16 protein-coding genes and 1 pseudogene are annotated in these 20634 nt (G+C 52.6%); 12 read left to right on the top strand and 5 right to left on the bottom strand.

What is annotated here, in order from left to right:
- Window position 1: 1 nt before the first annotated feature.
- Window positions 2–823 carry a hypothetical protein gene (locus tag R3F50_05360; protein ID MEZ5489731.1) on the bottom strand — a complete coding sequence of 274 codons (822 nt, stop codon included), beginning with the start codon at window positions 821–823 and terminating at the stop codon, window positions 2–4.
- Between the two features lie 305 nt (window positions 824–1128).
- On the opposite strand from R3F50_05360, the gene R3F50_05355 reads away from it, so the two are divergent.
- Together R3F50_05355 and R3F50_05350 are read left to right on the top strand one after the other, a co-directional pair.
- Entirely contained in the window at window positions 1129–1863 is a 735-nt protein-coding gene (locus R3F50_05355; protein MEZ5489730.1) for a GNAT family N-acyltransferase, read from the top strand.
- Between the two features lie 27 nt (window positions 1864–1890).
- Window positions 1891–4242, top strand: coding sequence for an MMPL family transporter (locus tag R3F50_05350; protein ID MEZ5489729.1), 2352 nt, complete (start codon window positions 1891–1893; stop codon window positions 4240–4242).
- Window positions 4243–4502: 260 nt separating this feature from the next.
- Here the strand turns inward: R3F50_05350 and R3F50_05345 are convergent.
- A pseudogene (locus R3F50_05345) lies at window positions 4503–4706 on the bottom strand (GNAT family N-acetyltransferase).
- Window positions 4707–4752: 46 nt separating this feature from the next.
- Complete coding sequence (locus R3F50_05340; GenBank protein MEZ5489728.1) at window positions 4753–6360, bottom strand: DUF5666 domain-containing protein; 1608 nt, start codon at window positions 6358–6360, stop codon at window positions 4753–4755.
- Window positions 6361–6727: 367 nt separating this feature from the next.
- Here R3F50_05340 and R3F50_05335 point away from each other — a divergent pair, with 367 nt between their 5' ends.
- The 7 genes from R3F50_05335 to R3F50_05305 all read left to right on the top strand — a co-directional run bounded on the left by R3F50_05335 (window position 6728) and on the right by R3F50_05305 (window position 14206).
- Window positions 6728–7510, top strand: coding sequence for a TorF family putative porin (locus R3F50_05335; protein ID MEZ5489727.1), 783 nt, complete (start codon window positions 6728–6730; stop codon window positions 7508–7510).
- A gap of 71 nt (window positions 7511–7581) precedes the next feature.
- On the top strand, window positions 7582–8172 hold the full coding sequence (locus R3F50_05330) for an RNA polymerase sigma factor (protein MEZ5489726.1): 591 nt from the start codon (window positions 7582–7584) through the stop codon (window positions 8170–8172).
- Window positions 8173–8184: 12 nt separating this feature from the next.
- The gene (locus R3F50_05325; protein ID MEZ5489725.1) at window positions 8185–8895 is read left to right on the top strand and encodes a zf-HC2 domain-containing protein; all 711 of its coding nucleotides are present in this window, start codon (window positions 8185–8187) and stop codon (window positions 8893–8895) included.
- A gap of 8 nt (window positions 8896–8903) precedes the next feature.
- A complete protein-coding gene (locus R3F50_05320) occupies window positions 8904–10190 on the top strand; it encodes a S8 family serine peptidase (protein ID MEZ5489724.1) in 1287 nt (428 codons plus the stop codon).
- Window positions 10191–10512: 322 nt separating this feature from the next.
- Entirely contained in the window at window positions 10513–12498 is a 1986-nt protein-coding gene (locus R3F50_05315; GenBank protein MEZ5489723.1) for a hypothetical protein, read from the top strand.
- A 23-nt stretch (window positions 12499–12521) separates the two neighbouring features.
- On the top strand, window positions 12522–13439 hold the full coding sequence (locus tag R3F50_05310; GenBank protein ID MEZ5489722.1) for a hypothetical protein: 918 nt from the start codon (window positions 12522–12524) through the stop codon (window positions 13437–13439).
- Window positions 13440–13594: 155 nt separating this feature from the next.
- Complete coding sequence (locus tag R3F50_05305) at window positions 13595–14206, top strand: YceI family protein (GenBank protein ID MEZ5489721.1); 612 nt, start codon at window positions 13595–13597, stop codon at window positions 14204–14206.
- A 254-nt stretch (window positions 14207–14460) separates the two neighbouring features.
- Here the strand turns inward: R3F50_05305 and R3F50_05300 are convergent, their stop codons facing one another.
- The gene (locus tag R3F50_05300) at window positions 14461–16914 is read right to left on the bottom strand and encodes a zinc-dependent metalloprotease (GenBank protein MEZ5489720.1); all 2454 of its coding nucleotides are present in this window, start codon (window positions 16912–16914) and stop codon (window positions 14461–14463) included.
- Window positions 16915–17313: 399 nt separating this feature from the next.
- Between R3F50_05300 and bla the strand changes: the two genes are divergently transcribed.
- From bla to R3F50_05285, 3 genes are all read left to right on the top strand, one after another.
- Window positions 17314–18192, top strand: a complete 879-nt coding sequence (gene bla, locus R3F50_05295; protein MEZ5489719.1) for a subclass B3 metallo-beta-lactamase — start codon at window positions 17314–17316, stop codon at window positions 18190–18192.
- A 54-nt stretch (window positions 18193–18246) separates the two neighbouring features.
- On the top strand, window positions 18247–18627 hold the full coding sequence (locus R3F50_05290; protein ID MEZ5489718.1) for a hypothetical protein: 381 nt from the start codon (window positions 18247–18249) through the stop codon (window positions 18625–18627).
- A gap of 522 nt (window positions 18628–19149) precedes the next feature.
- The gene (locus R3F50_05285; protein MEZ5489717.1) at window positions 19150–19962 is read left to right on the top strand and encodes a MipA/OmpV family protein; all 813 of its coding nucleotides are present in this window, start codon (window positions 19150–19152) and stop codon (window positions 19960–19962) included.
- Window positions 19963–20012: 50 nt separating this feature from the next.
- On the opposite strand, the gene R3F50_05280 is transcribed toward R3F50_05285, so the two are convergent.
- Window positions 20013–20600, bottom strand: coding sequence for a YdeI/OmpD-associated family protein (locus R3F50_05280; GenBank protein MEZ5489716.1), 588 nt, complete (start codon window positions 20598–20600; stop codon window positions 20013–20015).
- Window positions 20601–20634: the final 34 nt, after the last annotated feature.

Raw genomic sequence — 20634 nt, 5'->3', positions numbered from 1 at the left:
CTTAGTAAGGCAGAGCTAACCCGAGAAGCTTGCGCTTATTGAGCAGTCGCAGTATGAATCCCGCGAATCGGCTATGCCGGAATGGTTCAATGATTGCATGCGTAAGGTCCGGGGGCACTGAAGCCGCTGGAACACCGGTAAGGCCGGCCCGTTCTTTAAAACGTAACAGGCCATGATTGTTGGTAGAAGCAATTCCCGCAAAAAAAACTTGGTACTCAAACTTGTGAAAGCATCGATCATATAAGAAGTAGTTTGCGCCTAATTTTCTTCCTTGTTCGGTGGAAGATTGGATAAACCCCAAGTTTCCCAATTGTAAGCCAAAAGAAACGATCTTTTCGTCGATCTTTACAAGGAGTAAAAAGGCATATGAAATAATTACTACTGACCTAAAAAAATCGAAATCAAATGAGTAAGTGTGTTTTCGAGACATATTTTCATTGTAGATTTTATAGCAACGTAGGATTGTTTCTTCATCGGGTGAATGCAGTAATTCATAAGTACATCCATTTTTTTCTGCTTTCCTCAAATTTACTTTGAATCCTTTACTGTAGTTTCGAACGGTTTCTATGTATGCACAGGCTTCCTTAAAATAATAATATTTTTGTGGGTTATTGATACTGAAGTCCACTAGATATTGTTTCGGTACGTCCGGGTAATGTCGCGTAGACCAGAAGAATGTTCTCTTGCCAATGGTCGGCACGCTGTATTTTTGATTCAACGACAAGTAGTTACCCAGCATCTGGACGAATTCGCTGTCAATAAAGGGGTCCTGCGGTTCGTTAAAAACGCGAATTCTGCATTCAGGTATGGTTTGAAGGTTCATAGAAGAACAACCGGGTTTCTGCAGGTACTGAAACTAATAAATCGGAAATGATTATGCAATCAGCGACATCGACATGATGTCCCGTGCCTGCGGTTGGTCACCCCGGACAATGTGTCGACCTTAAAGACTAATCTGAAGTTGCTTAACTGGCGATCAGCGCGCTTGCAGGTGCTTATTCAATATATTAAAGTTAACCAATTCCGGGTTGTCTATCAATCAGGCTTACGGATCCAGGCCGACACCATTGTTTGTTTAACGCTATGCCTTTGAACCCGCAGGTTAGAGCAGGTCGCAGCAGTACCCGGATGTATTGTCACCTGGCCGAGACTGTTGATGATGTTCGTGCCTCTCAGGCACTGCGTTACAAGGTTTTTGCACGCGAGTTAGGCGCCTCCCTCGACAGCATGGAGGACGGTCTTGACCGTGACAACCTCGACGAATTTTGCTATCACCTGTTAGTGAAGGATGCCGACAACGGCGCTGTTATTGCTTCCACTCGGTTATTGATGGGCGAGTCGGCGGTACATGCCGGAGGCTTTTACTCAGAAAATGGATTTCAAATGGCCTCGTTTTATGACCTTCCCGGTCGCTCTGCGGAAGTGGGAAGGACCTGTGTTGACCCGGATTATAGACAGGGACCGGCAATCGTCGAGCTCTGGTCGGGATTGTCCAGGTTTGTTATTGACTATAAGATTGATTATTTTTTTGGCAGTGCGAGCATTGGAGTAAGCGATGGGGGTATGATTGCAAAGGTGATAATGGATAAGATCCGGCAAACTAGCATGGCGGATGACCGCTGGAAAGTCATTCCAAAAATCCCGCTTCCACAGCTCCCTCCTAACGCAAACGAAATTGTCAGTGCCCCTTTGCCTCCATTGCTGAAAGCCTATTTCAGGCTTGGCGCGAAAGCCTGTGGTGAGCCCTGTTACGACGCAGATTTTAAATGCGCCGATATTCTTGTGCTGGTGGATATGGCAAACGTGAATACCAGGTATGTAAGGTATTTTCTAGGCAGAGATAGCGTGCACACCAGGAGTTAGTCCACAATTAACATCGGATAAAAGCCTGTGGCAGTCTGGATCGCAGCCTTCATAGATTCCTGGGCTGATATAGTAGTAGCACGGCGAAGGCTGATCATTGTCTGTTCGGCTTTTTTCGTTTGCCTTTTTGTCTTTACCGGTCCACCTGTTCCCTATGACAATACCAGGGAACGCTTTTTTCTGATTGACGATCCAACGCTTGAAGATTTCGATCAGTTGGTTGAGCTTTTTGGCGATCAGGAGTATCTGGTTGTCGGCGTCGAGCAATTGACCCCTGGTTTAGATATATTCAATCCGGAATCGTTGAGTGTTATTTCGACGATAGCTGGTTTTCTGGACTCTCATCGCTTTGTTTCGCAGACCAGTTCAATCCTGTCCTACCAGTACACACGCGCTAGCGAAGACAACCTGGCAACAGAACTGCTGATCAAAGACGCAAAAGCTCTGGCAGAGGCGGATGACCCGATTCGCTGGGAAGAATTGAGATCAATAGTCGCTTCGGAACACCTGGCTATAGGATCACTTCTCAGCCAGGATCTTCGCCATGCCAGAATATCGGCCAGGGTCGAATATCGTAGTGATACCGCAGATCATAAAGTAATTCTTGTTCAGGAACTGTTCGAATTTCTTGAACGGACGAAGCTTGAAAGCGAAAGGATAGACCTACATATATCCGGAACTCCACTTGTCAACGAGCGCATTGAAACTATTATTCGCCAGGATCTGGAGGTCCTGTTGCCGATTATGGGCATCTTGATGTTGCTGATGCTTTACCTGAACTTTCGCGACCCTGTGGCAGTTGTGGTGCCTGGCGTTGTCATCGCCGGTGGTGTGCTGGCGGTGAACGAACTTCAGGGTTACCTGGGATTTCCCCACTCGGTAATTGACCAGATATTGTTACCTACCATGGTAATAATCGGCGTGGGAATGACCGTGCACGTGTTGGTGCATTTTCAATTTAATCGGCTGAAGAATCAGGATAGCCTGTCGGCTGCAAGGCAATCAATACTCCGCCTCTGGAAGCCGACGATAATAACCGCTACCACAACTTCAGCAGGATTTCTGGCGCTGTCTGTAATCAGGATCAGCCCGATTAGGGAGTTCGCTTTTCTTGGAGCCGCAGGGCCACTCATATTGTTCCTGGTCTCGTTAACGATATTGCCGGCTTTACTGAGCATCGTCCCTCCATCGTCAGGCAGAGCACTCGATATGATTTCCAGTGGCCTTATGACCCGGATCACTGATTCATTGCCAGAGTTTACGCTGAGGCATAGAAACAGCATTTTGCTCGGCGGTCTGTTGAGTCTGGTATTTGCCATTTACGCAATTCCAAAGCTACAGTTTGATACCAACTATCTGAGTCAATTGAAGCCGGATAATCCAGTCAGGCAGGACATCGAATATCTGGACAGGATATTTCGTGGTATGGATTCACTGGAAATAGTCGTCGATTCCGGGGTCGCTGACGGAACTAAGAATCCTGCCTTTTTGCAGGAGGTTGACGCTATCCAGGAATGGTTGATGCGCCTCGATTCAACCGGCAAAATAATTTCCCTGGTTGACTACCTGAAGCAACTGAATCAGGTATTGAACAACAATGACCCGGCTTACTACCGTATACCCGCCACCCGGGAGCAGGTTGCTCAGTTTCTACTTCTTTACACCACGTCAGGGGATACTGGCGATTTGTCCGATATCATGGACTTCGGCAGTCGCTTTCTCCGCCTGACTGTGCCGGTGGTAAGTATGACAGCATCAGAGTCTCGCCAGGAATTCCAGCTAATTAATTCTCACCTGCAAACTGAACATGCAGGCGTCAACCCCATACTTTCCGGTGGGTTGACACTGAGCACTGCACGTGACATCTATGCGACTGAAGGGATGATCCGCTCCTTCGGTACCGCTGTACTGGTCATCAGTGCGCTGTTTCTGCTGTTTTTCAAGTCATTTAAATACGGAACAATAGCCATTGTCGCCAGCGTGTTGCCGATACTGTTGGCTGGTGGGCTGGCCGGGCTTCTGGGCGTCTACCTGAATCTTAATACAATGCTTATAGCAGCCATGACAATGGGCATCGCCGTGGATGACTCCGTCCACGTCATCAGTCGCTATCTGACCGCAAAATCCGCTGGCCTGACGACACAACAGTCAATCGCTAGAACTATGCGGGAATCCGGAAGAGCGGTTATATTCAGTTCGATTATTCTGGCCGCAGGATTCAGCGTCTTCTACCTCGCCTCGTTCACGACAGTTAATCATGTCGGGATTTTTGCTTCTATCATAATGGTGCTTGCGTTGTTGGGGGACTTGTTACTGCTGCCGGCGGTTCTGTATCTGGTCGATGGTGAGGGGGCTGACAATGTACACTCTCATTTGTGAGCCTATCGCCCCATGGCTCTGTCCTGCGAGGTCGCTATCAACGAACGGAAGCGATTCGTATTGCTTTTGGCATGATGCCAATTGTACATACGCATGGGCTGAGCGGCCTACCAGGCTGACTATTAAGAGAGCTGAAAATTCCCTCAGCAATTTCGACCCCCAGGTGTTTCCTTTTGCGACCGCGATATGTTTATAGACTATCGGCTCAAAATAAGTGCGAATTTTGAGTTTTGGGTAGGCTCTAACGTGACAGCCTCCGGTTTCACCACTACGAAACCGACCCTAAGCCCGCCAAAGTTTATAAATCTTGTGAATTCGGGATTGAACCCTGATGCGAATCTTTCTCTGGCTCGATCAGGATCAAATCTCCCAACTCTTGTGAGACTGTCGCGCATAGCAGCAATCCGTATTCTCACCAGCTCATCCAGGTGTTCCGGGAAAGCGGCCTCGAACTCCAGAATCATAATCGACTCCAACAATTTATAACTGGGCGCGGCCTGTCAGGAGATACTAGAAACTTCCCTGTGCGACAATTGTGTCCCCCTGCAGGATCTGCACCGAACTGATATCCAGTACACTCTTTCCCTCGGGCAGCAATGGCGCCAGTGGGCGGTCGGAGATGTTGTCATCCACCTCGAACTCCGCCTCCGCCTCGCCCAGCGAGTTTGTCACCAGTGAGCCAAAGTCGACTGATTCGGTGCCGAAAAAGACCAGAATAGTGTAGGTGGTTGCCGCCGGGGCATCCTCGATTTCCACCTGGAATTTCTGATCAATGGTCCCTTCGTCATTTCTGAAGCGGATGTCTGCTTCGCCATGTACACCGCTTCCAGTGGAGCTCAGTATCGCGCTTGTCTCAATGTCGACGGGCGTGTTCGTCGTGGTGCCGTCATCGTTGGCGCCATTGCCAGTATTGTCCTGAGTGGATCCAGTGCCGACATCTGACTGGTCATTAAAAACTCCCTCAAGAACTACAATTTCGCCAAGCAGAATTTCAACCAGGCTGATATCCAGGACTGTCTTGCCGGACGGTAACAATAGCGCCAGATCGATCCCGGTTACATTGTCATCCACTTCAAACTCAGCCCTTGCTTCGCCGAACTGGTCAGTGGTCAGGTTGCCAAACTCGATGCCTGGCCCATCAAAGTAGACCAGGATGGAATAAAGAACGCCAGGTGCCGAGTCTTCCATTTCCACTTCAAGTTTCTGGTCTATGGAGCCTGAGCGGTCACGATAACGGATCTCGGCCTTGCCACTCAGTGACGAGTTGGTAGCCTGCAATGGGATTTCCATCCCCAGCTCGATATCGTCGCTGTTGTTACCGTCGTCGCTGGAGACGTCGTCATCACCATCCCTGTCCGCGGCAATTTTGTGGGCAATAAGGTTCAATGTTGCATTGAAACGCCCTTCAAATTCGACGAAATCTCCTGCAGTGGGGTTTCCGCGCAAGCTGGTATCACCGTCTATCTCCACATCCAGCACAAGTCCGGTAAGAATTTCTATCGATGCTGAAGTCCCGGAGATTCCCAGCAGGATTCCGTCGAATTCGATGTCCCCGTGCTGGCGATCGCCGGTATGAATCTGCCGGGCCTGTAAAATACCTTCTTCAAGTCTGCCATTGACGCTGATGTCGTCTCCTGTCTGCAGCCCGGACAGGTCAGCAATGGCGGAGTTGCTCCTCGGCACTACCAGGGTGGACGCATCGGCACGGATTTCGACACCTGTGACAGTAAAGAAAATTGCCTCTCCCACACTGTCCAGGGCGGTAATCTCACCGCGAAGTCTGAACTGCTGAAAGCCGGTTTGCAGAACCGTAATTTCCTCGGCGGCAATTCCCTCGTCCGAAAAGAAGGATTCGACCTTGATCAGGTCCCCGACCGATATTCCGGCGATACCTACCTCTTCTCCCAGGTACTCGATTTCAGTATCTCCGTTTACTTCGATAGGTAACTCCAGCCCCTGGATGCTGATCCCAACCGTTCCGCTTTCCTGATCTGTTTGTGTGACAGCTGTCACCAGGCTGGTGAACTTCAGCTCTGGCCCCTTTGCCTGGGAGGGCAAGGAAAGCAATGCGCAAAGCAGGGTGGCTACGAAACAGTTAAAGGACACACGTAAGTTCATATATTCTCTCTCCACACTGGTGTTGGCTCGCATCGATTCGCTGGATGCGGATGGTCCTGGTCCTGGACCCTGTTACCAGTAAAAAACATCAATTTTAATGCAGTCCGACATAAGGTGTATGCCTCGGGGAACGAAAAAGGTTTAATGAAGTCTTAACTAACTGCTGATTAATTGTCACCGTGATTTGTGGGATTATGTCGGGCGCCGCTGCGTGGCATCCAGCGCAGACAAGGTAGAGACTGGCAATTAGCCGAATCGGTCTTTAGAAGGGCCGGTTCCCTTTTTGGCAGGCAGGATGACGACTGATGCAACCCTGGAAACACATGGGCTACAATCAACTGCTGGGACTTTACAACAAGGCTCCTTAATGAAAAGAAAATCCACCAGCCAGTTAATTGCGTTCATTTCCTCCTTGCCAGTGGTACTGATGACTTCTTCCAGCCTTATGGCGTCCGAGGTTCATGCCAGTGTATCGCTGACATCCAGCTACTACTGGCGGGGATACTCGAAATCAGACAATCGGCCCTCGGGGCAGGTTAACCTCGATTTTTCCGATTTTTCGAATGAGTCCGGCTATTTCCTTGGCAGTTGGTTTTCAAGTATAGATTTTGGTAGTGCTGGACCCGAATCCGACGCGGCGGCGGAAATGACAGTCTACGGCGGCTGGAGTCAGTCACTCTCTGACGATGTCTCTCTTGATCTGCAACTGTCCTACTATGTCTTTGATGGTGACCTGTTCGGCGAGAATGCCGACTACAGTGAGCTCTACCTGTTTCTGCGCTACCGTGATCTGCTGACAGCCGAACTGGCCTATGCGCCGGACGCCTATTCGTCGGGCTCGTCAACGATGAACGGGCAGTTGACCTATCGTTATCCGCTGCATGCCCTGGTCGATTTTTCGGCAGGGGCAGGTTATTTCGCGGCCAGAGACGTTTTTGACTATGACTATGCCTATTGGCATGCCGGGCTGAGCCTGAAAACCAGCCGCTATTCTTTTGATCTGCGGTATTTTGGTTCCCGGGAAACCAATGAAAAGCCCTACTATGCCCCCTATTATTCAACTCCTTTGCGATATGGGCGGCGCGAACTGCCGTTCAGGAGCTCTGCAGTCGTTATTACCCTGAGCGCCGGTTTTTCGGCAGGGCGGTAGATTTCTCACCGGCCTTACTGAACCTTTTGCTAAGCTGAAGGCATTCACCTGACAATCACCAGTAGTGTGGAATGAATATACGCAGACCGGCAGACAGGGACGATTCCGAGCACAGCGAAACAAGATTGCTGCGCCGTATCGTGGAACGGGATCAGGAGGCCCTGGAGGAACTGTATGTTCTCTACTATCCGAAATTGAGCCGTTTCCTGTTACGGCTGTTGGGTGCTTCGGGTCAGCAGGCGTTACCGGGGCTGATCAACGAAACCCTGTTTGTGGTCTGGAATCGGGCCGATTCCTACAATCACACCAGTAAGGTTTCAAGCTGGGTATTCGGAATCGCACTGCGGATTGCAAAGAAGCAACAGTCGACCCAGTTCAGCTATGAAACCAGGCAGCAGGAACTGGCCCAGGACCTTGAGTTTGCTGGTGAGCCTTGGGAATCAGGCCTGGAAAGGGCGGATTTGCTCAGCAAAGCAATCCAACGATTGTCGTGTGAGCAGAAGGCGGTTATTGAGTTAACTTATTTCAATGGACTGCACTACAGTGAGATTGCCGAAATCATGGGCTGTCCAGAGAATACCGTAAAAACCCGCATGTACCACGCGCGCTTGAGATTGCGAACTTTGTTGCGGGAATTGGAAGAAGCGGTCAGGTCGGAGTAAGGACGCAGGACTATGTCAGAAATTTTCGATACGCCAGGCCAGGATCTGGAGCACGAAGAGCTATGCCAGCTGATCCCCTGGTTTGTTAATGGCACCCTGGCAGAAAGTGAGCACAGGCGCGTTCAGGAACACCTTGTAAACTGTCTTGTGTGCAGAAGTGATCTGAAGCTGCACCGGGATGTTGCCCGGGTGGTTGTCGAAGAAGATGTAGACAGCGAGTCTCTGAGTTACAACCTCGCCAGGCTGACTCAACGGATAGCGGCAGCTCCAGATTCGCAAGCCCCGGAAGAGGAGGTTAAAGTCAGCAGCTCCCTGCTGTTTCGAATTTCACCATTCGGAAGGCCAGTTCGCCCAACCGCAATGGCGATGGTTGCAGGTTTTACCCTGGTTGCAGCAGGGCTGAGTGCGTATTGGCAAGCCAACGATCAATCCAATCCCTATACGTCTCAGGAGTACAGAACACTGAGTTCGCCAGGTTCCGTCTCTGCCGCATCTCAAGGGGAGCTCTTTATTGCTTTCGAACGAGGCATTGCCGATGCTGCAATGTTGGATTTATTTCTGGAGCATGGGCTGGAGCCGGTATCCAGGTCGGAAGATCAAAGACTTTGGCGTGTGCGCCTTCTTGCAGGTGATAGTGCTTATGAAGAGGTATCGCTGGCGGTGGACTCTTTGCGGGCCAATGAGAGTGTTCTGTTCGTCGAGAGAGTGATATCCGAGCAATGAGGGTTGCGATGTTCCTGATACGTAACTTGTGCCATTGTTTAACCCTGCTGTTGCTTTGCGCAGGCCTGGCGGCGGGCACGGTTCTCGGTGCCGAACAATCCGGCCCAGGGCAGACAGAAGCGCTTTTTTCAGGGCGCGCAGAGGATGCCGAAAAGATTATTCTGGTGCTTCACCGGGGGAGGCCGGGCAGTAATATGGCGTCTGGTTCCAGGATGAATATGTACCGGTCTCGAGGATACAGTAGAGATGCCACCTGGAATCAGCGTGTCGCCAGGGAGATAGCCAGCAGGCACGGACTCACCTATCTGACTGACTGGTGGATGTCGGAGATAGATATCAATTGTGCCGTATTGCAGATCCAGGAGGGTGAATCAGCTGATGAGGTGATCGCCGATTTGTTGAGCGACCCCGAAGTGGTGACGGCGCAACGGCTGGGGGTCTTTTCAACTCTCTCTGCGCCGCCCAATGATCCCTACTTTGAGCTTCAATCCTCAGCCAGGTATTTCGATCTTCCGTTGATGCATTCACGCACGACCGGCAAAGGTATCCTGATCGCAGTCGTGGACACAGGGATTGAAAAAGACCATCCGGACCTGGCTGGTCAGATCGCCTTCAGTGAAAACTTTGTGGAAGATGTTTCTCCTGGGTATTCACAAGATATGCACGGTACTGCGGTTGCCGGAGTCATCGCCGCTCATGTTAACAACGATACCGGCATTGCGGGTATGGCGCCCGGAGCCAAGATAGCCGGCTTGAAGGCGTGTTGGCCTCGTGCTGAAGGCAAGCTTGAAGCGATATGCAACAGTTTTACCCTGGCCCTGGCGATTAATCGAGCGATGGCGGACGAGGTGGACATTATCAATTTAAGTCTGAGCGGTCCTTACGACAGAATTGTTGAAATGTTGATCGAAGAGGCGTTGAGCAAAGATATTGTGGTAATAGCGGCCACAAAGGAAGATGACAGTTCTGCCTCCGTATCGTTTCCGGCATCAATGCTTGGCGTGATAGCGGTCACCAGCAAAGGATCTGATTCCTGGCGCCAGTCAGATCAGCCTGTTTTTGCTCCCGGCACCAACGTGCTTACCACGCTGCCAAACAACAGCTACAACTTTGTTTCGGGCACGTCCCTTGGTGCTGCACAGATTGCTGGTTACGCAGCCCTTCTTTTGCAGGAGAACCCCGGCCTCAGTGGTGACGATATTCACCATCGGCTTATAGATGTCAACAATGGCAACCTCGGGAAGGAAGTAAAGTCTTACGGTAGCGAAGTTCCTGACCAGTTCCCTTCCTTATAAGAAACGCTTTTCTGATTTAACGGTCTGGTACGTAATTTAGCGTTAAAGGACCATAGAAAAAACCTCCCTGCTATTTCTATCTGAAAGTCACAGCGTGATAGTCAGATATCGAGATCCTGTCTTCTGAACCATTTAGCCATTTCCTGGCATTAACGTTTCGTAATGTTCGGTTATTCAATGTGGGAATGAGGCTTTCTGTAGCTTTCTCAAGATGTGTCAGAGGGTCTGGGGCAAGTGGCCTTTAAGGTTCCTGGCCAAAGATCTCCCGCAAGAAAAGCCTGATCCCAATAGCTCTCGGTTATCAGTCCGCTGGAGAATAATAATGCAAAGAACACTGAGAAGACTTATAGATGGCGTAACTGTTTTCGGATTGCTGATACTGCAGCACAATGCTTTTGCCAGTTCACATCTTTGGGAGTTCAATGAAATCTACAGCAACTCCGACGGCACCATTCAGTTTATCGAACTCACCACGGAGTCGTCATCCGAACAGCAACTGAGCGGACAAACGCTTGTGAGCTCAGAGCCTGGTTTGCTGCCTGTGGAATTTGTCTTTCAGAAAAATCTGATCGGGGATACCGCTGATCGGCAGCTGCTGCTGGCGACAGAACGTTTCTCATTGCTTACCGGCGTGACACCGGACTTCATCATTCCTGACGGGTTCATTCCCCGGGTTGAAGGGACGCTCAGTTTCGCTGTTGATGCAGATGAATTGACCTATACTCCTGGGCAACTGCCACTCAATGGCAGCCAGTCACTGGATGGTGACGTTCAGCCGCAAAGTGCTTCACCCACCCGTTTCGACGGTGTTCAGGCCATCCTGCCGGATCAGGCGCAGCCTCACGCGAGCCTGGATCTCTCTGCCAGCCAGCTGGATATTCCAGTGCTTGAAGTAACAGGGGCGGGCATATTCTACCTTACCCTCAGTGTCGACTTTGCAAACCTGGAATTTCAACTGACAGACTTTTTTCAGTACGGTGCTGGAGTTACGGCAGGTAGCCGGCCGGCTTCTTTTGACGGGTTGCTGAATATTCCCAGTCTCCAGTTCGATTCCAGCAGCTTTGAGCTTCGGCTGGCGTTGGTTGATGACTCGCCACTTACCTTCGGTAATATCGAGGTGCTGGCGGTAAACGCAGTCGCACCTGACCCGCAGCCGCTTGGCTGGGAGTTCAACGAAGTTTTCAGTAATTCAGATGGCTCCATTCAATATATAGAGTTAGTCACATCCCGGCCTGATGATGGTGGGTTGGCTGGAGTGGCGCTCACCAGTTCGGTTTCTGGCCAGCCTGTTCAGGAATTTGTTCTCACAGAGAATCTGGCGGGCAATACGAGCGGTCTGACTCTGTTGCTTGCTACCCAGAGATTTGCCAACCTCACTGGTCTGGATCCTGATTTTATCCTTCCTGATAACTTTGTCCCGCTTCCGGAAGGGGCCCTGAATTTTGTCGGAGGACCGGCCAGTTTCGCCTTCAGCCGCGAACAGATGCCGTTGAATGGAGAGCAGTCAGTTGATGGTGAGGGGCTGCCGCAGATTTCCAGCCCGACCCGCTATGATGGTCTTTCTGCGCAAGTTCCCACCCAGGCACTGCCTTATGCGGTACTGAATGAAACCGTCACCGAGTTAAATGTCCCGGTGCTGGAAGAGCCCGGTGTCGGGGTGAGTAATCTAAGTTTCAGCCTCGATCTGGAAACGCTGCAGTTTACTCTACAGGAGTCCTATCAGTATGGCCCAGGTATCGGCGCGGGAAATCAGCCTGCTGTTCTGAATCCTCAGGGGATTCTGTATCTGCCCAGCCTGGTCCTTTTTACCGATCAGTTTGAAATTGAGCTGTCCCGGATCAGTGAATCTCCATTGACGTTTGGCAATATTGCGTTGTTGAGTGTGATGCCGGTTCCCGCCGACCCTGGTACGGACCCTGACCCTGACCCTGACCCTGATCCCGACCCTGATCCTGACCCTGACCCTGACCCTGACCCTGACCCTGATCCCGATCCCGACCCTGATCCCGATCCCGATCCCGATCCCGATCCGGACCCCAGTCCGCTGGAGATAAGTATTGCGCGCGGCAAGAGCATTTTTATCGGTGTTTGCTCAACCTGTCACGGACTTGATGGGGACGGTACCTTTCAGGGACCGACCCTGTCCTTTGCCCAGTCCTTGTCGTTCGAGCAATTACGTAGCTTTATCAATGGCTCAATGCCCTTCGGGAATCCGACCGCCTGTACGGATAATGGTTCGCTGAGTTGTGCCACCGACGCGGCCAACTTCATCCTTTATTCTCTGGAGGTGGGCGTTGTTGTGCAATAGAACTGTAAGCGGATGACCACTCGATGAATAAGGCAATACTGTTTCTATTGATTTCGGCGGTTTTCGCACAGGAGTCAAATGGGCAGGAGGTTGTGACCCGAGCAGAGAAGGTGTCGTTAGACAGCCCGGAGGGGTGGGCCATGGCCCACACCCTGTCGGCAGCCCTGAATCTGGGTGCACCACCCGCCACTGATCCCCAAGCATGGGTAATGCGGTTTTCGGCCGAGCTTGGTTCTATTCCACATCTGAGCCGAGCGGAGCAGCAGGTCGGCTTTGGTGGCTTCAAGTCCGAAGATCTGAATAAATCTCCGGTGTTCGGACGTGGGCGCTTCCATTTGGGGCTGCCTGGCGAGTACGAACTGGAACTGTCGTGGACGCCACCGCTGGAGATCAATGGGAGCAAACCTGACGAAGTTTTTGGTCTGGCTCTGCAAAAGTCACTGTATCGCACCTCGACCTTGAATCTCTCCGTGCGGTTATTTGCATTGCGCGGCGAGGCACAGGGGGATATCACCTGCAGTCGCGATGTCGCCTCGGCACCGCCGGGCTCGGCGGGGAACCCGTTTGGTTGTCGCGAACCTTCAAATGACAGTATGGAACTTGATCATGAAGGGCTGGAGTTCATCGGTTCTCGTCTGTCTCATGATGGCCGCTGGCAACCTTATTTTGGACTGGCTTATACGCGTATACACCCGTTCGTCAACGTTGAGGCGCGGGTCTTCGAAGTGCTTGATAGGGCCGAACTCTACCTGGACGACGCGATTCAGTCCGCTACGGTTGGGACGCTTTATCATTGGGCCGACAACTGGACTTTGCAGGCAGCATTTTCCTATACGCCTCTGGACATTCGACGCCCGCCCGAATTGTCCCGACGGAATCAGGACTTCTGGAGTGTGCGCCTCGGGCTTCATTGGCGGCCGGGGTGGACGGCCTTTCAGTGAAATATCTATTTCGTATCGCAAAAGACAGCGTGATCAGTCGGAGTCGCGTCAGGTCTGTTTTCAGTAAGGGTGAAACGAGAGTGATCTTGGTCGAAAAAAACCCAGTTCGTTTGTTAGGTTTTTTGCTTGGGACTGTTTGTCTATGTGCCTGGCAAGTGACCTATGGCCAGTTCTATCAGCTGAATCAACTGAATTCCCCGGAGTCCCATTTTCTTATCACCACCGATACTGCCGGCCTGCTAGGTTTCGCTGGCCACAGGCATGCCATTCTGGCGGCAGAATGGGAGGCAGAACTGATTCTGGATCCGGAGAACCTGGCCGGTTCCTCCATCCGTATCAGTGTGCAGACTGATTCGCTGATCCTGGACAGCGAACGGGCCTATCGACTGGCTGGATTTACAAAAAAGATTCCACCAGAGGAAGCCCGACTGGCCACGTTGGAACGAATTCGTGGCCCCGACATCCTGAACGTGACACAGAATCCGACCTTGCGCTTCGTATCGGCAGACGCTGAGATAATGCCGACCGAAGAAAAAGGGATCACAGCAGTGATGATTGCGGGCGATCTGCAATTACGCGGGGATCTGTCCCCGGCTGTTCCCGTAGAACTGACCGTGCTGGTTGAGCGGCGAATCGACAGGATTGTTTTTGATGGAGCGATTGAAGTGTTGCAATCCGACTTTGGTATTCAGCCGTTTTCTCTTGCCGGTGTCGTAAGGGTGAAAGACCAGATACGATTAACCTGGCACCTTGAGTTACCGTTGTAAGGTCTTTTGAATGTTTGATCGGTGACGGGGTGTTCGATTGAGGAATATTCGAATCCCCATAAAACAGCCAAAAGATCAGCGCATCACGGGAAATAATCAGAGCTTCCCTGGTCTGTGGCTCCCTGTTTGTTAATTTCGCGAAATTACCCGGCTTCCCTGTCTGCGAGTGATAAAGGGAAATGGAGATCGGTATGCTTTCTCCATTTCCTTTATCTCGCAGTCTGCTTTGGTGCTGCCCAGTTTCCGCATCAGTCTCAGATAGGATCACCCGGGGGCATGCGCAGAGCCGGTCCGGATATCACGCTGGCCGGGTCCCGCTGCCAGCGTCGAATATCCGCCGCGGCTGAGGCCTGATGGGCGTTTGGATTGCCTCTGCTTTCGAGCGCGTTGGCTAACTGGTTAAGTCCATTGGCCAGCACGGCTTTTACTTTGCCTGCGTTAGCGGGATTGGCGGCCTGTTCCATCAGTTCATTAAGGGTCGTGCGCTGAGCGACGTGGAGAATTTGCACGTGATAGTCATCATCTGGTGTTTCGGCGCCCCAGGTTACTGCCAGCAAGCGCGCGACGACTTCTTCCAGACTCGGGTAGTCTCCCATGCTGCCGTAAGCCACCAGCCTCGCCATGCGTGCCGGGTGCAGAATGGATTCTACGGTGAGAATGGCCGAGCCCTCGGCGGCGCCCAGGGGGTCGAACAGCAACCCTGTGCGGCCAGGGAAAGGTTCACCGCTGGTGTATCGGTAGGCAGATGGCGGAAGCAGTTGGAGTAGCGAGGGTGGCAATGCTAGGAACTCGGGGCTCAGCGTGGATAGCACGGTTTCCAGGGCATCGCGCTGTTCTTCTCCGTCGATAATGGTGAACGGGATCTGCCCGTCACCCCGCACAGCGTATCTGTAGTCCGCACCGCCGATGCTCTGAGCCGCGGAGTTGAGCTGGAAACGATGGTGCATGTACAGAGGCAGCAGGACGAACTCGAGGTTGGAGAGCGGCTCGCCTTCGCGGATGACCGCCTCGCTGAAATTTTCCAGGCCGATGCGGCGCACTTCGATTTCGTGTTTCAGGTGATCGACCAGGTTGTCACCGTTGTCCCACACACCGGCAAACTGGTGACCGGCCCCGACGAAGTTGTTGTTATCGTGCGCCATGAACAGCAGGCCGCGGTCCAGGCTTTCCTGCACGATTTTTGCGAGTTCTTCAGCCTCGTCAGCGCCGGGAGCAAACTGCTCGTAGGCATAGCGCACGGCCAGCTTGTCGTATTCGCCGATACGCTGAACGTAGGCATTGGACAGATCAATCTGGCCGTCCTCGTCGATTTCGACCAAAGGTGCCGGGTAGTCCATGACGCTCTCACGCCCGTAGGCGCTGGACAGGTAGTTGTGTGGGAAACCCAAAGTGTGGCCTACCTCGTGGGCGGATAGCTGTCGCACGCGGTCCAGGGCCATGTTGACCGATGCCGTCGTGTCGTTGGCCACCTCGGCCAGGTAGTCGAATGCCGGGACCAGGCCCTGACCATGCAGGTAGTCCTGTCGCAACCGCAGGCTGCCCAGGTTGACGTTCCCCTTGATGATTTCCCCGGTGCGCGGGTCCTGTACCGAACCGCCGTAGGAATAGCCCCGGGTACGACGATGGGTCCAGTGGATCATGTTGTAGCGCACATCCTGGGCGTCGGCGCCCTCGGGCAGTTCCCGCACCTGGAACGCGTTGATGAAGCCCGCTGCTTCGAAGGCCTGGTTCCACCAGGAAGCGCCTTCGATGAGGGAGCTCTTGATGGGCTCCGGTGTACCGGAGTCGACATAATAAATGATCGGTTCAACCGCTTCGGAGCGAGCCGCGGCAGGATCTGCCTTCTCCAGCCGATGCCTGGCTACCAGACGTACCTGCATGTCAGTGTCGATTGTGGTGCCAAAATCCTGAATTGTTGGGCCGTTGGTTCCAATACGAGGATCCGCGATGCGTGGCTTGAAATTGTCGTCCGGCAGTTTAACGATGGAGTGATGCTGGCGCAGTGTAATGGCGTTGCCGGTGGCCGCTACCGCGTTCACGAGATTGCCCGGGTTACTGCTGGTGAAGGTCAGCATCGCCTCGACTTCCACGTTTTCCGGATAGGCCCTGGTGTTGTCCAGGTAAATGGCGCTGCGCGAACTGCTCAGGGAAAAGCTGCCCTGGCCGCTTCGGGCAATCTGGCCAATCACATCCCGTGCATCACGCAGAAAGAAATCGGTGGCATCCACCAGAACGCTGTCGCCGGTGACGGCGACAATATCGAATCCCCAGATAACCGAGGGCGCGAAAGCATCTTCCACGGCCTGCACTTCCAGAGCATTGTCGCTGGTCGCCCGGTAGCGGTAGTTGGGTTCGACCAGCAGTACCCGTGGCCCGACCCGCTGGGCGGACAATACATAGGTGCCCCGCAATTGGCCGCGGTCGATGCCCACGGGGTTTGAGCCCAGCCCGGAACCCATGGAGACCTGGTAGAGAAACTCGGTATCGAGTTTGTCGATCTCCCAGTACAGTTTGCCTGTGCTCTCGTCCCAGTAAAGGTTGAAATAACCCTCCATGGCCGTCGCATCGGCTACGGTGCTGCTGATAGCCGGCAAGTCCTGTGCCTGGGCGGGAGCTAAGCCTGATAACAGTATCAAGGCCAGCAGGGCTCGCAGAAAGGCTCCGCGAGCGGTAACGGTTGACCGGGAGAGTAAACTTGGGGAATGCATGTCTAATCCTTATGATTTCTGGTTCTGGTTCTGGTTCTGGTTCTGGTTCTGGTTCTGGTTCTGGTTCTGGTTCTGGATTCTTGTGCTGTCGGTTGTTTTGCAATCATTGCATAAATTGCTGGAGCGAGGCGCTTTCACAGTGGTATTTCTGCCTATGCAGGGAGATTTGCAGTGATTGCGCCTGGCCGGCTGTTGAAAAGGTACCTTTTGTAGTAGACGAAATAGCTTAGTGGTCCCGTAGCGGTATTTCAAACAATGACAGGGTTGACTGAACAATCATGCATGAAAAGGGCCAACATCGAATGCCATTGCACTAAGCCAGGCTAGCGCGTAGATTGTAGCCACAGCAGGCCAGAATAATCCTTCCCGCATTAACCTGCACTAAGAAGAGGACTCGCTATGCCAAAACGCACTATTTGCCACCTTATTCCAGCCCTGACCCTGTGCTTTGGGCTGTTTCTGACACCGCTGGTCAACGCTCAGAATGATCCACCGGCGGGCTGGGTCACACCCTTTCCGGCGTTCCGCATCATCGGGCCCCTTTATGCTGTGGGCCTGCAGGATCTGAGCGTCTTCCTGATTACCTCTGAGGAAGGCCATATACTTATCAACACGGGGCTGGCAGATTCCACCACGCTCATCAGGAACAACATCGAATCGCTGGGATTCCGCCTGGAAGACGTGCGCATCATCCTTACCATGCAGGCCCATTGGGACCACACCGCGGCGATGGCGGAGATCAAGCAGATTACCAGTGCTGAGGTGTGGGCCACACCGGAGGACGCTCGCGTGCTGGAAGACGGCGGGTTCAGCGATGCCCATTTCGGCGGCCGTGAGAGCTTCGCGCCGGTGGCAGTGGACCGCATCATTCGTCAGGATGACATCATCACGCTTGGTGACCTGCGCATCACCGTGCACGAGCATCCGGGTCATACGGAGGGCAGCTCAAGCTATACCTTCCAGGTGAATGAGCAAGGTCGTGACTACAATGTGGGGATCATCAATATGGGCACCATCAACGGTGGTAAGCACCTGGTCGTCGAGCCAACCTACGACAATGTCGCGGTCGATTTCGCCACTACCTACAACAGGCAGAAAAAACTGGACGTTGATGTGTGGGTTGCAGCCCATAACAGCCAGTACAATATGCACGACAAGTACCAGCCGGGGCAGGCTTATGATCCGGAAACCTTTGTCGATCCAGCGGGGTATATCAGAGCTATCGAAAGGCTGGAGACGGCGTATCTGGAACTGATTGCCGATGAACTGGATCAGTGACAGCTGCCAGTGTGCTGACTGACTCTGTAAATGATAGAAACAACAGGAGAGAACATGATGCAAAAATATGAAAAATTGCTACTGAGAGTTTGTGCAACAACAGTCTTTTTAGCCGCAACTGCAATGCCGGCGATCGGAGCTGAGGTTTCTGGAAGCTGGGCAGTGACAGTCATGACTGATGCAGGCTCCGGGATGATGAATTTTGTCCTGGAGCAGGAAGGGGAAACAATAAAAGGGACTGTGACCGGTGATGCCGGCAACGCGTCCGTAACGGGCACGGTTGCAGACGAGGTTGTGACATTCAGTCATAACCTTCCGGACTATGGGATTTCTGCTGTCTATAAGGGAAAGCTGGTGGGAAGCACTATTAACGGTACCGTTGATTACGGCAATGGCGCAGCTATGGGTTCTTTTTCAGCGGAGCTGAAAGAATAGAGCGGGAAGCAGGGATTTCAATTCAGCGTTTGTTTTCCTGTGTTCTAGAGTTCGCTGTTATTTGCCGCAGCAGGGGAGGGGTTGGGCTTCATACAACAGTAGAAGTCCAACCCTTCAATATTTCAACAACCTGTATATCAGGTGCCTTCTCATCCATCGATCAGGCAGTGCGTTCCAGCCAACCCCGAAGCCTGCGTTGCCAGGCAAAGAGCTTTTCTGATCCCGGTTCGTAACAAAAAAGATGAAGCAGACATATGCTCCTTCGTTCGGACCCCGCAATAATTCTCTCTGTACCAGCATTCCATGAGTAGTCAACAAAACTAATTGCGGCAATCAGTCGTATTGATACCCCGGAATATCAACCCGACCAGGGCTTTGCGTACCTGTAGCGATGCCTATTTTGCCGCTCGGGAACATTGAGGACGCTCAGTCACTCGGGGGTGTTCAGGATCTGCAGACAATTAATTCTGCCCGATCGCTTTTGATTGCCCTGTGACCCTTATTGAACTCTGGAGACTTTAGATGCCTGATGGACTTCGTGCCTGGCTTTGGACCTTGCTATTACTCACTGCCACTGCGGCGGTCGCTGGCGAAGAGCAGACCCGCCCTGTTGCTCCCATGCCCCAAACCGGTTGGCAGACCGATCTCGGCGTTGGTCTGATAGCCAACCCGGAGTACCAGGGCGCAGAGGATTATCGGGTGCTGCCGGTACCTTATTTTGATGTCCGCTATGTCGATGCCCGAGGCACCAAGCTGTTTTTCAGTGTGCCACAGGGTTTCGGCGGTTACCTGATTCGGGAGCGTCTTGAGAATGGAGCGCGATTTGCCCTGTCAGCCGCCGTCGGTCCGGGCTTTCAGAATCGTGACCCGGAGGACGTCAGCGGTATCGACACTTTCGGAATCGGGCTTGAAACCCGCATTGGCACTGAGTACGACACCGGTCCCTGGTCCTTTCAGGCCAGCCTTGCCAAGGCGATTGCATCCGGCCATGAGGGGATGTACGGCAACCTGTCAGCAAGTTACCGGTTTGCAATCAGCAATCGCGCCTTCGCCGGCATCGGACCCAGCCTGAGGTTTGGCGACGACCGCTACATGTCAGCTCTCTATGGTGTGAGCCAACGGGAAAGTGCAGCCAGCGGCCTCGCAGCTTTCGATGCCGGCAGCGGTCTGGAGAGTGTCGGTGTGCAGGGGTTGGTCAGCTTTCCGGTTGGCGATACCTGGCGATTCACCGGCGTCGCCCGCCTCGGTCGGCTGATGAACGATGCCGACGACAGCTCCCTGACTGTAGAGCCCACCCAGGCTTTTCTGGTGGTGGCGTTGACCCGGCGCTTCTAGGTTTCTGTGGCCGGGATGATCCTGGGAGCCAATTGTTGTGCCATGTTCGCTTATTTGACGCCAGAGCCCGGATCTACTTCGCGCGCCAGCATAGCCATGTACCTGGCAAACCGCTTATGTCTGGTTTCGGGTTTCCTGGCACTTTCCAATCCGTACGCGATGACATAGCGACTCGATTTATTGAGAGTTTCATAAAATCTTTTCGCCTTTTGCTGGCTCTCCAGTTCCGCCAGGAAATCTTTTGGTACTTTCATTTCGCTCGCCACGTAGGCACTCTCCCACCGGCCATCCTCTTTCGCAGCATGAACAGGCACCAGCCCAAACTCAGTCATTCGGCCCTCGCCAATCAGGCGCTCCGCATGCTCTCTATTCCTTTTTGACCAGTTGCTTCGTGCTTTCCGGGGGGTAATACGCTGTAAATAGGCCTGGTCATCGATTGACTTCTTTACTCCGTCGATCCAGCCCCAGCAAAGAGCCTCAATTACGACCTCATCCCAGGTCACGCTTGCGATGCCAGTCTTCTTTTTGAATATTTTCACCCAGAGCTCTTTTTCGGTGGCGTAATTTACCTTGAGCCACCGCCCAAGGTCTTCTGGGGTTTGAAAGACCATAATTTTCGCTGGATCTGGTTCAGGCATGAAACTGAGGATTCAGTTGTGATGGTTGTGGGTT

Source organism: Gammaproteobacteria bacterium, from assembly GCA_041395725.1.
Taxonomy (GTDB): Bacteria; Pseudomonadota; Gammaproteobacteria; order Pseudomonadales; family Pseudohongiellaceae; genus NORP240.
This window is presented reverse-complemented; position numbering and strand designations above follow the sequence as displayed.

Coding starts and splice junctions, on each gene's coding strand:
- R3F50_05360 (MEZ5489731.1), bottom strand. CDS start 823: ATGAACCTTCAAACCATACCTGAATGCAGAATTCGCGTTTTTAACGAA.
- R3F50_05355 (MEZ5489730.1), top strand. CDS start 1,129: ATGTATTGTCACCTGGCCGAGACTGTTGATGATGTTCGTGCCTCTCAG.
- R3F50_05340 (MEZ5489728.1), bottom strand. CDS start 6,360: ATGAACTTACGTGTGTCCTTTAACTGTTTCGTAGCCACCCTGCTTTGC.
- R3F50_05335 (MEZ5489727.1), top strand. CDS start 6,728: ATGAAAAGAAAATCCACCAGCCAGTTAATTGCGTTCATTTCCTCCTTG.
- R3F50_05330 (MEZ5489726.1), top strand. CDS start 7,582: ATGAATATACGCAGACCGGCAGACAGGGACGATTCCGAGCACAGCGAA.
- R3F50_05325 (MEZ5489725.1), top strand. CDS start 8,185: ATGTCAGAAATTTTCGATACGCCAGGCCAGGATCTGGAGCACGAAGAG.
- R3F50_05320 (MEZ5489724.1), top strand. CDS start 8,904: ATGTTCCTGATACGTAACTTGTGCCATTGTTTAACCCTGCTGTTGCTT.
- R3F50_05315 (MEZ5489723.1), top strand. CDS start 10,513: ATGCAAAGAACACTGAGAAGACTTATAGATGGCGTAACTGTTTTCGGA.
- R3F50_05310 (MEZ5489722.1), top strand. CDS start 12,522: ATGAATAAGGCAATACTGTTTCTATTGATTTCGGCGGTTTTCGCACAG.
- R3F50_05300 (MEZ5489720.1), bottom strand. CDS start 16,914: ATGCATTCCCCAAGTTTACTCTCCCGGTCAACCGTTACCGCTCGCGGA.
- bla (MEZ5489719.1), top strand. CDS start 17,314: ATGCCAAAACGCACTATTTGCCACCTTATTCCAGCCCTGACCCTGTGC.
- R3F50_05290 (MEZ5489718.1), top strand. CDS start 18,247: ATGATGCAAAAATATGAAAAATTGCTACTGAGAGTTTGTGCAACAACA.
- R3F50_05285 (MEZ5489717.1), top strand. CDS start 19,150: ATGCCTGATGGACTTCGTGCCTGGCTTTGGACCTTGCTATTACTCACT.
- R3F50_05280 (MEZ5489716.1), bottom strand. CDS start 20,600: ATGCCTGAACCAGATCCAGCGAAAATTATGGTCTTTCAAACCCCAGAA.